At 67.5% G+C, this 14,006-nt stretch carries 11 protein-coding genes; 7 read left to right on the top strand and 4 right to left on the bottom strand.

Features of this window, described 5'->3' with window-relative positions:
- Positions 1-4: 4 nt before the first annotated feature.
- Positions 5-1,303 carry a serine hydroxymethyltransferase gene (glyA, locus tag AC1DCZ_RS00240; RefSeq protein ID WP_476972890.1) on the bottom strand — a complete coding sequence of 433 codons (1,299 nt, stop codon included), beginning with the start codon at positions 1,301-1,303 and terminating at the stop codon, positions 5-7.
- A 308-nt stretch (positions 1,304-1,611) separates the two neighbouring features.
- Here glyA and purU point away from each other — a divergent pair, with 308 nt between their 5' ends.
- From purU to AC1DCZ_RS00225, 3 genes are all read left to right on the top strand, one after another.
- Positions 1,612-2,472, top strand: coding sequence for a formyltetrahydrofolate deformylase (gene purU / locus AC1DCZ_RS00235; protein ID WP_476894837.1), 861 nt, complete (start codon positions 1,612-1,614; stop codon positions 2,470-2,472).
- A gap of 21 nt (positions 2,473-2,493) precedes the next feature.
- Positions 2,494-2,970 carry a class I SAM-dependent methyltransferase gene (locus AC1DCZ_RS00230; protein WP_476972889.1) on the top strand — a complete coding sequence of 159 codons (477 nt, stop codon included), beginning with the start codon at positions 2,494-2,496 and terminating at the stop codon, positions 2,968-2,970.
- A 91-nt stretch (positions 2,971-3,061) separates the two neighbouring features.
- Positions 3,062-3,583, top strand: a complete 522-nt coding sequence (locus tag AC1DCZ_RS00225; protein ID WP_476972888.1) for a gamma carbonic anhydrase family protein — start codon at positions 3,062-3,064, stop codon at positions 3,581-3,583.
- A 67-nt stretch (positions 3,584-3,650) separates the two neighbouring features.
- Here AC1DCZ_RS00225 and AC1DCZ_RS00220 read toward each other — a convergent pair whose 3' ends face one another.
- Positions 3,651-5,402, bottom strand: a complete 1,752-nt coding sequence (locus AC1DCZ_RS00220) for a flavin monoamine oxidase family protein (RefSeq protein WP_476973067.1) — start codon at positions 5,400-5,402, stop codon at positions 3,651-3,653.
- 13 nt (positions 5,403-5,415) lie between these two features.
- A complete protein-coding gene (locus AC1DCZ_RS00215; protein ID WP_476972887.1) occupies positions 5,416-6,939 on the bottom strand; it encodes an amino acid permease in 1,524 nt (507 codons plus the stop codon).
- Positions 6,940-7,051: 112 nt separating this feature from the next.
- Here AC1DCZ_RS00215 and AC1DCZ_RS00210 point away from each other — a divergent pair, with 112 nt between their 5' ends.
- Positions 7,052-8,803, top strand: coding sequence for a PucR family transcriptional regulator (locus AC1DCZ_RS00210; RefSeq protein ID WP_476972886.1), 1,752 nt, complete (start codon positions 7,052-7,054; stop codon positions 8,801-8,803).
- Here the strand turns inward: AC1DCZ_RS00210 and AC1DCZ_RS00205 are convergent.
- Positions 8,782-9,579, bottom strand: coding sequence for a nitrilase-related carbon-nitrogen hydrolase (locus AC1DCZ_RS00205; protein WP_476973066.1), 798 nt, complete (start codon positions 9,577-9,579; stop codon positions 8,782-8,784). The genes AC1DCZ_RS00210 and AC1DCZ_RS00205 overlap by 22 nt on opposite strands.
- A gap of 206 nt (positions 9,580-9,785) precedes the next feature.
- Between AC1DCZ_RS00205 and AC1DCZ_RS00200 the strand changes: the two genes are divergently transcribed.
- The 3 genes from AC1DCZ_RS00200 to mmsB all read left to right on the top strand — a co-directional run bounded on the left by AC1DCZ_RS00200 (position 9,786) and on the right by mmsB (position 13,989).
- Positions 9,786-10,976, top strand: a complete 1,191-nt coding sequence (locus AC1DCZ_RS00200; protein WP_476894831.1) for an ROK family transcriptional regulator — start codon at positions 9,786-9,788, stop codon at positions 10,974-10,976.
- 131 nt (positions 10,977-11,107) lie between these two features.
- Positions 11,108-12,664 carry a multiple monosaccharide ABC transporter ATP-binding protein gene (gene mmsA / locus AC1DCZ_RS00195; protein WP_476894830.1) on the top strand — a complete coding sequence of 519 codons (1,557 nt, stop codon included), beginning with the start codon at positions 11,108-11,110 and terminating at the stop codon, positions 12,662-12,664.
- A gap of 56 nt (positions 12,665-12,720) precedes the next feature.
- A complete protein-coding gene (gene mmsB, locus AC1DCZ_RS00190) occupies positions 12,721-13,989 on the top strand; it encodes a multiple monosaccharide ABC transporter permease (protein ID WP_476894829.1) in 1,269 nt (422 codons plus the stop codon).
- Positions 13,990-14,006: the final 17 nt, after the last annotated feature.

The following is a 14,006-nucleotide window of genomic DNA, read 5'->3' as shown; positions in this document are numbered from 1 at the left end:
CCGGTCACCACTGCTCGTGCTGCGGGTACAGCGGGAAGTCGGCGGCGAGCTTGTCCACGCGGGACTGCAGGGCCTCGACGTCCGCGGCCGTCCCGGACGTCAGCGCTGTGGCGATGATGTCGGCGACCTCGGTGAATTCCTCGGCACCGAATCCGCGGGTGGCCAGGGCCGGGGTGCCGATACGCAGCCCGGAGGTGACCATCGGCGGGCGGGGGTCGAACGGCACGGCGTTGCGGTTGACGGTGATGCCCACGGAGTGGAGGAGATCCTCGGCCTGCTGGCCGTCCAGCTGGGAGTTGCGCAGGTCCACGAGGACCAGGTGCACGTCGGTGCCGCCGGTCAGGACCGAGACGCCGGCGCCGGCCACGTCGGCCTGGCCGAGCCGCTCGGCGATGATCTTGGCGCCCTCCAGGACGCGCTCCTGGCGCTCCTTGAATTCCTCGGTGCCGGCGATCTTGAAGGCCACGGCCTTGGCTGCGATCACGTGCATGAGCGGGCCGCCTTGCTGGCCCGGGAAGACGGCGGAGTTGAGCTTCTTGGCCCACTCCTGCTTGGCCAGGATGACGCCGGACCGCGGGCCGGCGAGGGTCTTGTGCACGGTGGAGGTGACGACGTCGGAGTACGGCACCGGGCTCGGGTGCAGTCCTGCTGCGACCAGGCCGGCAAAGTGCGCCATGTCGGTCCAGAGCAGGGCGCCGACCTCGTCCGCGATCGAGCGGAAGGCGGCGAAGTCGAGGTGGCGCGGGTAGGCGGACCAGCCGGCGATGATGACCTGCGGCTTTTCGGCAATGGCCTGCTCGCGCAGCTTGTCCATGTCGACCCGGAAGGTCTCCTGCTCGACCTGGTACGCGGCAACGTTGTAGAGCTTGCCGGAGAAGTTCAGCTTCATGCCGTGGGTCAGGTGGCCGCCGTGGGCCAGCGACAGGCCCAGGATCTTGTCCCCGGGGGTGATCATGGCGGCGAGCGCGGCGGCGTTGGCCTGCGCGCCGGAGTGCGGCTGCACGTTGGCGTACTCGGCGTCGAACAGGTCCTTGACCCGGTCAATGGCCAGCTGCTCGGCGATGTCCACGTACTCGCAGCCGCCGTAGTAGCGGCGGCCCGGGTAGCCCTCGGCGTACTTGTTGGTCAGGACGGAGCCCTGGGCTTCCATCACGGCGCGCGGGGCGAAATTCTCGGAGGCGATCATTTCCAGGGTGCCGCGCTGGCGGCCAAGCTCCTGGGCCAGGACGGCGGCGATTTCGGGGTCGAGCTCGGCCAGCGGCTGGTTGCTCACGGCGGCTGAGGTTGCGGTGGTAGTAGTCACGAGGAACTCCTGGCTAGGGAACGGGTACGGCTATTGGTCAGGCTACCGGCTGCCCCGTTGCGCCCGCCCCTTGGTTACGGGCCCCCTTGCTGATGGGCCCGGCCCAGCGGCGGCTGAAGCCCTGCGGGGCGGCAGCAACGAAACTCGGGCAGCCGTGAGGCTACCAGCCGGTAAGACATGACCCTCGGCCCAGGCGTACGATCCGTGGTCTTCGTGAGTGCCGCTCCCTGATGGTTAGCCATCCAACGCCAGTTGCGACGGGTTAACACTACCAAAACGGGCCCCCCGGCGCGGGTAGGCTGTTCTTCGTGACTGACGACCAGCTGGCTGCTTCCTACATCCTGACCCTCTCCTGCCCGGACCGGCCCGGAATCGTGCATGCGGTCGCCGGGGCCCTTCTCGTGGCGGGGTGCAATATTACGGACTCCCAGCAGTACGGCAGCCACAGCACCGGTACCTTCTTCATGCGGGTCGAGTCCACGACGGCGGCGTCCCACGCCGAGCTGTACGCGGCACTTGAGCCCGTGGCCCAGGCGTTCGGGATGCAATGGAGCCTGAACCCTGCCGGCCGGAAGGTCCGCACCCTGCTGATGGCCAGCACCTCGGCCCACTGCCTCAACGACCTGCTGTTCCTGCAGCGTTCAGGCACCCTGCCGATCGAGATCCCGGCCATCGTGTCCAACCACCGGGACCTGGCCGGACTGGCGGAGTTCTACGGCATCCCGTTCCACCACATCCCCGTCACGCCGGACACCAAGGTCCAGGCCGAGGACCGGCTCCGGGCCCTCATGGCCGAACACGACATCGAGCTGACCGTCCTGGCCCGCTACATGCAGATCATCTCCGATGACCTCTGCAACGAGCTCACGGGCAAGGCCATCAACATCCATCACTCCTTCCTGCCCTCCTTCAAGGGCGCCAAGCCCTACCACCAGGCGCATGCCCGGGGCGTGAAGCTCATCGGAGCCACGGCGCACTACGTCACGGCGGCCCTGGACGAGGGACCGATCATCGAACAGGAAGTCATCCGGGTGGACCACCGGCGCACCGCCGAGCAGTTCGTCCAGATGGGCCGCGACGTGGAGGGCCGGACCCTCGCCCAGGCCGTGCAGTGGCACGCCGAGCACCGCGTGCTGCTGGACGGCAACCGGACGGTTGTCTTTAACTGATACCGGTCCTTAACTAGAGGTATGGCAGCTTTGTGGGATGACCAGCTGACGGCGTTCGTGGCACTGTTGAAGTCCGAGGGTCGGCACGGTGTGCTCGGCCTCGACTGCGGCCCGGGCGCGGACGGGCTCGTCTTCGTCCAGCACGGCATCCATTTCACCGGCGTCGACCCGTCGGAGGAACACATCCATTCGGCGCGCGCCCGCGGGCTGGAGGCCTCGGTGGCCGACGCCGCCGCCCTTCCGTTCCCCGACGCGGCATTCGCGTCCGTCTGGGCCGTGGATGCGCTGGCGGGCCTGCCGCCGGACCAGTGGGACGACGTCGTCCGCGAACTGGGGCGCGTGGCAGAACCCGGCGCCCCGATCGCCGTCGTCCTCCCCGGCCCCGGCCCGCTGGAACCTGGACTCTTAGAGCAACGGGGGTTAGAGCAACCTGGCGTGGAGCACCAGGGCCCGGCGGAGCGCGGTGAGGGCTTCACAGTGCTCCGCTCCCCCGCCTGACCCAACTGACTCGCTGCAGGGGCCGTTTTGGACGCTCAAAACGGGCCCTGCTGCGAGTCAGTTGGGCGGGGGCGTGTTCTAGGCTGGAGAGATGGCTCCCCTTTACGCTTTCGCCGGTGACACCCCGGCCGTCCACGACTCCGTCTTCATTGCGCCGACGGCGTCGGTGATCGGCAAGGCCACGCTGGCCGAGAACTCGAGTGCCTTCTACGGCGTCTCCGTCCGCGCGGACACTGCCGCCATCACGGTGGGGGCCGGGAGCAACCTGCAGGACAACGTGGTGCTGCACGCGGACCCGGGCTTTCCCTGCACCGTGGGCGAGCGGGTCAGCGTCGGCCACAGTGCCGTGGTGCATGGCTGCACGGTCGAGGACGACTGCCTCATCGGCATGAGCGCCACCATTCTCAACGGCGCGGTGATCGGCGCCGGGTCCCTCATTGCCGCCGGCGCCGTGGTGCTCGAAGGCACCGTCATTCCGCCCCGTTCGCTGGTCGCCGGGGTGCCTGCCAAGGTCCGGCGGGAGCTCAGCGACGAGGAGTTCGCCGGCGTGCAGCACAACGCGGCGCACTACCAGGAGCTGGCGCGGGCGCACCGGGAACTGCACAGCTCCTGATCCGCCCGCGCCGCTCAGGCCCGCCTGGCCGGCAGGCCTGGCCCGCAGGCCTGGTCCGCGAACGCACTCAATCCAGGGCGATGGGACCCAATTCGTCCAGCAGGTCACCGGGTCCCGGATTCCCGGGTGCGGCCCGGCCGCCAAGGTGGTTGAGCACGCCCCAGACGGCGTTCAGCCCCGTGGTGATTGCGCCCTCGGCCCAGCCGGCCGTGAAGGAGACGTCGTCGCCGGCCAGGAAAATCCCGCGCTGGTCCTCGGGCAGCTGGTCCTGCTTGAAGTGCGTGAAGAGGCGTTGCTGGTAGCGGTAGTGCCCGGGCAAATTGGCCTTGAATGCGCCCATGAAGTTGGGGTCCGCCTCCCAGGAAACCGTGATCGGCTGGCCGACGATGTGGCTGGCAATGTCCACGTCCGGGTAGATCTGCTGGAGCGAGTGCAGCATCAGCTCAACCCGCTGCTCGGCGTCCAGGGCCAGCCACTTCAGCGCGTCGTCGTTCCAGGTGTAGGAGAGCAGGATCACCGCCGGCTTGTCCGGTCCGTTGTCCAGCAGATACGTCGCACGGTTCAACCGGTCCGTAAGCGTCATGGACAGGACCTCGCGGCCGGTCGCGGGATCGATGTCCTTCCAGAACGGCCGGTCCACCATCACGAAGGTCTTGGACGACTGCATGTAGTGGGAGCGTTCTATGGCGGTCCACAGTTCCGCGGGGAACAGGGTTTCGTCCGTGTGGATGCGGGTGGAGAGCAGCCACGACTGGCAGGTGGCCACGACCGCAGGGTAGGCGGCTTCCCGCCCCCAGCGCTCCCGGATGCGGAAGTCCCCGCTCCCCTGCCGGGCGATCCGCTCGACGGCCCCGCGCGGGGCGCCGGCGTGCAGGGACGCGAGGGAAGTGCCGTCGGGCCAGTGGGCCATGCCCGACGGCGCGTGCTCCCACAGTGCCTCGGGGAGCCGCTGCGCGCCGCCGGCAATGAGCCGGTGCTGGTCATCGGCGTCGGTGTAGACGACGCGGAGGATCTCCAGGATGGAGTTGGGGAAGTCGGTGTCCCAGCCGCCGGTACCGAACCCGACCTGGCCGAAGGCTTCGCGGTGGGCGAAGCCTGCTTCCTTGAAGGACGCGCTGCCGGCGATGAAGCCGTAGAACGTCTGTTCGTCCATTTCCGGGAGCAGGGCGTTCCACAGTTCCTTGATCCGGGCGGTGTCCCGGGCCCGGATGGCCTCCTGCATCTGGCCGAACTTGGCGCCGTCGTTGACCGCCGCTTTCCACGCATCCGCCACTTCAAGGAAGAACGGCGGCAGGTCCGCCACGGTCTCGGCGTAGTACTTCTGGCCCGCGAGCTCGATCACGGTGCTGGATGTTGCCGGTGCCAGCGGGTTGGGGAATTCCTCGGTCCGCAGTCCCAGCAGGTCTACGTAGTGGTAGAACGCCCTGCCGGAGACCGGGAATCGCATCCCGCCGAGGTCGGCCACGACGCCCGGCGCGGACGGGAAGTTCGCGGTCCTCAGGCGGCCGCCGATCTGGTCCGCCTCGTAGATAACCGGGCGCAGGCCCAGCTTCATGAGCTCGTAGGCCGTGACGAGGCCGGACAGCCCTGCCCCGACGATCGCGACCCCCGTTCCGTAACGCGCGGGCGGGACCGAGCCCAGCCCCTCCGGATGGGCCAGGAAGTGGTCGTAACTGAACGGGAAGTCCGGGTTCAGCATGGTGATGGGGGCCTCGGCCGGCCCGGAAGTTGGCGGGGCGGCGCCTGCGGGGCCTGTCTGCGCGGGGCCTGAGCCGGGCTGCGCCGGTCGGGGGGCCGGGAGTTCGGTGGCGGTGGTCATGAGATGCCTGCCTTCAGCGGTTCCGGGGTTGGGGTTGGGACGGAGGGGTGCGGCTGGATAGTTCACGGTATTCCTCCTGGCTCAGCGCGGCCACCCGGGAGTTCCGGCGGCCGTAGCCGAAGTAGGCGGCCAGGCCCACCAGCATCCAGATGCCGAAGACCGTCCACGTCTCGGCGCCGAGGTTGGCCATCAGGTAGGCGCACATGAGGGCGCCGAGGACCGGTGTCAGGGGGAAGAACGGGACGCGGAAGCTCCGCTTGAGTTCCGGCCGGGTGCGACGCAGGTGGATGACGGCGACGTTGACCAGGGCGAAAGCAAAGAGCGTCCCGATGCTGGTGGCGTCGGCCAGGGCCCCGAGCGGCACGAGGCCCGCAGTCAGCGCGACAGCGGTTCCCACGATCAGGGTTCCCGCGACCGGCGTGCCGGTCCGCCGGGACACGCGGCCAAAGACCTTGGGGACGAGTCCGTCCCTGGCCATGGACAGCAGGATGCGGGTCTGCCCGTAGAGGACCGTCAGCACGATGCTCGCGATGGCCAGGACGGCGCCGACGGCGAAGACCACCGCGATCCACGGCTGGCCGGTGGTTTCCTCGAGGATCTTCACGAGTGCCGCTTCATTGCCGTCGAACCACTCCCACGGCCGGGCGCCGATGGCCGCGACGGCAACGAGCACGTAGATGCTGGTCACGATCAGCATGGACAGCAGGATCGCCCGGGGCAGGTCGCGCTTCGGGTTCCGTGCTTCCTCGCCTGCAGTGGAGGCCGCATCAAAGCCGATGTAGGAGAAGAACACCCTGGATGCGGCGGCCGAAACGCCGGCTGCACCCATCGGCATGAGGGGCTCGAAGTGTCCGCCGTTGAATGCGGTGAAGGCGACGGCGCAGAAGAACAGCAGGATAACGACCTTGATCAGCACGATCGCGGTGTTGATCCAGGCGCTCTCCTTGGCACCGCGCACCAGCAGCACCATGGCGAGGACCACGATCACGATTGCAGGGGCGTTCAGCACTCCGCCGTCGCCTGGTGGCGCGGAGACCGCATCCGGCAGGACCTGGCCGAACACCGCAAGTGTTTCATTGACGTACTGCCCGGCTCCGACGGCGACGGCGGCCACCGAGACGGCGTATTCGAGGACCAGGCACCAGCCGCAGATCCAGGCCATGCCCTCGCCCATAGTGGCGTACGTGTAGGAGTAGCTGGAGCCTGCGGCCGGCACCAGCCCCGCCATCTCCGCGTAGGACACGGCGGAGAGGAGGGCCGCGATTCCGGCGATGGCAAAGGAAATCCAGATGGCCGGTCCGGCGAGCGGCACCGATTCGCCCAGGATGACCAGGATGCCGGTGCCCAGGGTGGCCCCGACGCTGATCATGGTCAGCTGCAGCACGCCGAAGCTGCGGACCAGGCGCGTGCCGCCATGTCCGGTTTCCGCCTCGCTGACCAGCTGGCCGATCGGCTTGCGGCGGAGCAGCTGCGCCGCCAGGCCGGGACGGCTTATGGTGGCCGGCGGCCGTTCGTCGATCAGAGTTGGCACAGTCATCGTTGACGTCCTTTTCTTCAGTGGTGGTCGGTTTCCCCTCGTTCAGCCTAGGTGTGTGAGCCAGCTCTCAAGGTTGTGCAAAATGACCTATAGTCAATGGTCATGAGACTTAATGCACCAAGACGGCAGTGCCGGAACCGGCAGGACAGGAGTGGCCACCGTGGCTGCTGACGCGCCGGAGCGGCTCGGTTTCGTCACCCTGGCGCAGTTCCTGCGCCAGCTCCCGCCGGAGCTGGAGGTGCTGCACGACGGCGGCAACGGCGAGGGGCGGCTGCGCTGGGTGGAGCCGAGCGAGCTGGAGGATCCGACTCCCTACCTGCTCGACGGCGAATTCCTGCTGACCGCCGGCCTGCCGTTCCTGGCCGGAGGCGGCCACGAGGAGCGTGTGGACGCCTACGTCCGGCGGCTGGTCCGGGCGCACGTCGGCGCCCTCGGCTTCGGCCTTGAACCCTACTTCGATGCCGTCCCGGACACCGTGGTCCGGGCCTGCCGGCGGCACAACCTGACACTTGTCTCCATCCCCGGGAACATCCCCTTCGCGGCGGTCGGCGTGGAGTTCTCCCAGCTGCTCGAGTCGGACAGCGCCAGGACGTTCCGGCAACTGGCCGATACCAACCGGCAGCTCATGCGGGCAGTGCTGTCCGCCCGGCCGGAGCACGAACTCCTGGCGGCGCTGGTGCAGCGGGTCCCCGTCTGGGCGGTACTGGTCGGGGCTGACGGACGGGTGCGCGCCCGCGGCAGCGCCCGCGGGGCAGGCACCGCGGCCGCCGCCGCGGGCATGGACACGGCGGCGCTGCAGCCCCTGCTGGCCAGGCTGCTCTCCGGCAGCGGACCCCGGGTGGAAATGGACTCGTTCGACGCCGCCGGCTCGTCCCTGGTCTTCGGCTATCCCTTGCGCAGCACCCGGGACGCCAACCTCGGGGCCCTGGTCCTGGGCACGGATGAGCCGCTGGCGCCCGCCCAGAACAGCGTCGTCTCGACCGCCGTCGGGCTCCTGGAGCTCCTGGTCCGGCAGCGGACCAGCGGATCGCTGGCTCCGAGCCAGCTCGCCACCGCGTTGCTACTGCACCCGGAGACCCTGGTGTCGGGCTCGACCCGCCATGTGAACGGCTTCAAGGACCTGCTGGCCCAGAGCGTCACCTCCACCCGGTCCGGGCAGCTGCGCGTGGTGCAGGGCATCCGCCTCGACGGCGCGCACGAGACCGGCCGCACCGGCGAGGGGCCCGTGCGGGAGCTGCTGGAATGGCGCCGGCTGTTCGACACCAAGCTGGTGGAGATCACCGACTACGGCTTCGCCGCCATTACCCGGCTGAAGGTCGACGACGCCGTCCTCGCCGAGGTCGAACGGCTCGGCTGGCGCCTGGTGATCGGGAGCAGCACCGAATTCGGCGGCCTGCCCGGTGCGTACCGGCACGCCTCCTCGCTGCGCAACCGCGTCCGGACGTCAGGCCGCAGCGTCCGGGCCGATGAGGTCACGTGGTCCGTGACGGGGCTGCTGGGCAACCAGGCCGGCGCCATGCTGGCCGCCAGGCTGCTGGACCCCGTCCTGGCCCTGGAGCCCGAACGCCGGGACAGCCTGCTGGGCATCCTCCGGGCCTGGCTGGGCGAGAACGGCAGCTGGGACTCCACCGCGAAAGTCACCGGGCTGCACCGCAACAGCGTCCGCCGGCAGATCGGCGTCATCGGGGAGCTGCTGGGGACCGACCTCAACCAGGCCCAGGCGCGCGCGGAATTCTGGATCGCCCTGCAGTACACGGGCGAACTGGATCTGCCGCAAGCAGCGGGCTCCGGCGCCGCCCAGCCGCCCCAGGCGCCCGAAGTGCCGCACGCCCCGCGGCCGGTTCAGCCGCCCCAGGAGCGGTAGGCGTCCGGGCGGCGGTCCCGCAGATAAGCCACGGCATCGGCGGCCAGCGGCCGGGAGGCTTCCGGGAGCTCGGCAAAGAGCAGCTCCGTCCCGGCGCCGGCCTCGGCCAGCACGGATCCATCCGGAGCCGCGATGACGCTGCCGCCGAGGAAATCGCTGCCGTCCTCGGTTCCGGTGTGGTTGGCGTAGGCGACCGTCAGCTGGTTCTCGAGCGCCCGGGCCCGGACCAGGACCTGCGGCACGGCGTCGAACCCGCCGGCGAGTGCCGTCGGGACCAGCAGCAGCTCGGCACCACGCAGGGCCGCGGCCCGGGCGGACTCGGGAAACTCGATGTCGTAGCAAATCACCAGGGATGTCTTGACGCCGTGGAACTCCACGACGGCGGGAGCCGCGCCGGCCGGCGCGAAGGCAGCCCGCTCTTCCGGACCGAAGAGGTGCACCTTGGCGTAGTGGAGGAGTTCGTGCCCGCTTTCGTCGACGAGGGTGGCCGTGATCTGCCAGTCCCCCTCCGCGGTCACTGCGGGGAGGCTGTAGACCAGCGCAATGCCGTTCCTTCGCGCTATCCCGGCCAGGGCCTGCCGGAGGGCAGGCAGCATGCCGGGGTCAAGCTCCGCCCGGAGCCGGCGCGGGGCGTAGCCCACCGGGAAAAGTTCCGGCGTGAGCAGCAGCTGCGCGCCGGAGGCCGCAGCCGTCCGCGCGGCGTCGTCCACTGCGTTGCAGTTGGACTGCGCATCCAGCACAGCCGAATTCGCCTGCATGAGGGCCAGCAGCACCATTACCACCTCAAAAATCTCCGGGACCTCCGCAGGAACGCTGCGGACTCTCCTCTCCAGCGTAGCGGCGGTTCCCGCCGCAGCCCCGGTGCATTTCGGCCCGCCCCACGCTCCGGCGGGACGGAACGTCCCCGGAGGTGTCCTACGGCAAGGGCAACGGTTGCGTTAACTTCTTGACTACAAGGTCGGGATGCGTCACGCTTCATAGCATGCCCTCACCAACGCGCTCAACGAGGAGCCGAACCAAAAACCCCGGATCGCAGTCCGCGCTCCGGCATCTGAACCAGCAGCGGATCATCGAATGCCTCCTGGCCGGGCCTTCCACCCAGGCGGAACTGGCACGGCAGACCGGCCTCTCCACGGCCACGGTCTCCAACATTGTCAAGATCATGCAGGACGCAGGGCTTGCCTCGACCGAGCCAATCACAAGCTCCGGGCGGCGGGCCCTGAACGTCCGGCTGAACAGCAACGGAGCAGTCGCCGTCGGGATCGACTTCGGCCGGCGGCACCTGCGGGTGGTGCTCGCGTCCCTGAGCTACCACGTGATCGCCGAGGAATCGGTCCTGCTGCCCCTGGGCCACCATGCCGAGGAAGGCATCGCCGCCGCCGTCGGCGTGCTGGACAGGCTGCTGGCCGAAAGCGGCGTGGAACGCAGCGCCCTGGTAGGCGCCGGCGTCGGCATTCCGGGGCCCATCGACCGGCGCACCGGGACGGTCGCGCAGGGCGCGATCCTGCCCGAGTGGGTGGGCATCAACATTCTGCACCGCCTCGAACAAGCGCTGGAACTGCCGGTTTTTGTCGACAACGACGCCAATCTCGGCGCCTTGTCCGAGGTCACCTGGGGCCCGCACAGCGGCATCAGTAACCTGATGTTCCTCAAGATCGGCTCGGGCATCGGCGCAGGGCTGATCCTCAACGGCATCCCGTACTACGGCAACGTCGGAATCACCGGTGAAATCGGCCATGCGACCATCCATGAACACGGGCTGATCTGCCGCTGCGGAAACCGCGGTTGCCTGGAAACCATCGCTTCGACCACCACCATGATCGAACTCCTGAGCCGCGGCGAGGACAAGCCGCTGAGCCCGGCGGACATCGTCCGGAAAGCCCAGGAACGCGACTCCGCGACACTGCGCGTAGTGGACGACGCCGGCCTGGCCGTCGGCCGCGCCCTGGGCAACGTCGCGAACCTGATCAACCCCGAAGTGATCGTGGTCGGCGGTCCGCTGGCCGGGCTCGGGGAGCTGCTCCTCGACCCCATCCGTCGGGGCCTCGTCCGCCACGCCGTGCCGGTCATCGGGGAGACAACCACCCTCACGATGTCCTCACTAGGAGACCGCGCAGAAGCCCTCGGCGCCACAGCTTTGGTGTTCCAACATGCCGGAATCCGGCGGAGTTAGTGTTTTCGTTACCAGCCCGTTGCGTTAAAGACTTGACGACAAGGGCTGTGACCTAGTTTACTTTTCCATCAGACGGCCCTGCGGTTTGCAGGGGCGGACAACGAAGTCATGCATTGGAGGCGTAAGGGCAGATGACGTCCCTCAACACGCACAGCGATCCGATAATCCTCGAGATGCGCTCCATCACCAAAGAGTTCCCCGGCGTTAAAGCATTGGCCGACGTGAGCCTGCGGGTGAAGGCCGGCGAGATCCACGCCATCTGCGGTGAAAACGGCGCCGGAAAGTCCACCCTGATGAAGGTGCTCTCGGGCGTTTACCCCTTCGGCACGTACACCGGGGACATCGTCTACCAGAACGAAGTCCAGGAGTTCAAGGACATCCGTGCCAGCGAGCACGCCGGAATCGTGATCATCCACCAGGAACTCGCGCTCATCCCGGAACTGTCGATTATGGAGAACATCTTCCTCGGCAACGAGCCCACCAAGCGCGGGGTGATCGACTGGGCCGAGGCCCGGACCCGCTCCACCGAACTGCTGGCCCGCGTCGGCCTGCGCGAAAACCCGGACACCCCGGTCAAGGAAATCGGCGTCGGCAAGCAGCAGCTCGTCGAAATCGCCAAGGCGCTGAACAAGTCGGTGAAGCTCCTGATCCTGGACGAGCCCACGGCCGCCCTCAACGAATCGGACTCCCAGCACCTGCTGGACCTGATGCTCGGCCTGAAGGGCCGCGGCATCACCTCCATCATCATTTCCCACAAGCTCAACGAGATCGAACAGATCGCGGATGAGATCACGATCATCCGCGACGGCAAGTCGATCGAAACCCTCGACGTCAAGGCCGACGGCGTCGACGAGGACCGCATCATCAAGGGCATGGTGGGCCGGACCCTGGAATCCCGGTTCCCGGACCACGAGCCGAAGATCGGCGACGTGTTCTTCGAAGTGAAGAACTGGACGGTCGGGCACCCGCAGATCCAGGACCGCCTGGTGTGCAAGAACTCCAACTTCTTCGTCCGCCGCGGCGAGATCGTCGGTTTCGCCGGCCTCATGGGCGCCGGGCGCACGGAACTTGCCCGGTCGGTCTTCGGCCGCTCCTACGGCCGCTTCATTTCCGGCGAGGTGCATAAAGACGGCAAGGAACTCCACCTGAAGAACGTCAAGCAGGCGATCGACGCCGGGCTCGGCTACGTCACCGAGGACCGCAAGTCCCTGGGCCTGAACCTGCTGGACGACATCAAGGCCACCACGGTCTCCGCGAACCTGAAGAAGATCAGCAAGCACAACGTGGTGGACGCAAACCAGGAGTTCATCGTCGCCGAGCAGTACCGCAAGTCGCTGCGGACCAAGGCGCCGTCCGTTGAGGAAGGAGTGGCCAAGCTCTCCGGCGGCAACCAGCAGAAGGTCGTGCTGGCGAAGTGGATGTTCACGGATCCGGACCTGCTGATCCTGGACGAACCCACCCGAGGGATCGACGTCGGGGCCAAGTACGAGATCTACGGCATCATCCAGCAGCTCGCCAACCAGGGGAAGGGCGTCATCGTCATTTCCTCGGAACTCCCGGAGCTGCTTGGCCTCTCGGACCGCATTTACACGATATTCGAGGGCGCCATCACCGGCGTGCTGAACAAGGACGAAGCCAGCCAGGAAAGCCTCATGAAACTGATGACTTCCGCCCGCAAGACCGCCTGACCCTCTGGGACCATCCAGAACACTCCGATCACTGACGGAAAACAAGGACTGAAAAAATGAACGCGCTCAAGAAGCTCTTTGGCGGCAACACCCGTCAATTCGGCATGATCTTCGCCCTGGTTGCGCTGATCATCTTCTTCCAGATTTTCACAGAGGGCCGCACGCTCACCCCCGGCAACGTCATCAACCTCTTCAACGGCAACTCCTACATCCTGATCCTCGCCATCGGCATGGTCCTGGTGATCATTGCAGGCCACATTGACCTCTCCGTCGGCTCAGTTGCGGCCTTCGTAGGCGTCAGCGTCGCCCTCATGATCCGCGACTGGGGCATCCCCTGGTACCTGGGCATCCTGTTCGGGCTGCTCCTCGGGGCCCTGATCGGGGCTTGGCAAGGATTCTGGACCGCCTATGTCGGCATCCCGGCGTTCATCGTGACGCTGGCAGGCATGTTGCTCTTCCGCGGCTTCAACCAGTTCGTCGGCAAGTCCAACACCATCCCGGTCCCGACCGACTTCCAGTACATCGGTTCCGGTTACCTGCCCGAATTCGGTCCCAACACCGGGTACAACAACCTGACACTGCTCCTTGGCCTGGCCGGCGTGGCGTTCGTGATCTTCAGCGAAGTCCGCTCCCGCCGCAACGCCAAGGCCCTGGGCGCCGAGGTCCCCGAGGTCTGGGTCACCGTCACCAAACTGGTCCTGGTCTCCGCCGCGATCCTCTACGCCACGTACCTGTTCGCTACCGGCCGCCGGGGCACGTCCTTCCCGATTCCCGGGCTGATCCTCGCGGTCCTGGTCCTTATCTACGGCTTCGTTTCCTCCAAGACCGTCATCGGCCGCCACATCTACGCTGTGGGTGGCAACCGGCACGCCGCCGAGCTCTCCGGTGTCCAGTCCAAGAAGGTCAACTTCATGGTCATGATGAACATGTCGATCCTGGCCGGCCTCGCCGGCATGATCTTCGTCGGCCGCTCCACCGCCTCCGGCCCGTTCGACGGCGTCGGCTGGGAACTGGATGCCATCGCGGCTGTGTTCATCGGTGGCGCCGCCGTGACCGGCGGCGTGGGCACCGTGATCGGCTCGATCGTCGGTGGCCTTGTCATGGCCGTGCTGAACAACGGACTGCAGCTCCTCGGCGTCGGCGCCGACCTGACCCAGATCATTAAGGGCCTCGTGCTGCTGATCGCCGTTGCCTTCGACGTCTACAACAAGACGCAGGGGAAGAAGTCGATCATCGGGATGATGATGAAGAACTTCAGCCGCGGAAGCGAGCTCCAGCCCGACGAGGTTACCTCCACCAAGGAAACCATTTCCAAGGGCGCCTGAGCGGTTCCCTTGGTCCC

The organism is Arthrobacter sp. 10N418, assembly GCF_056394725.1.
This window is presented reverse-complemented; position numbering and strand designations above follow the sequence as displayed.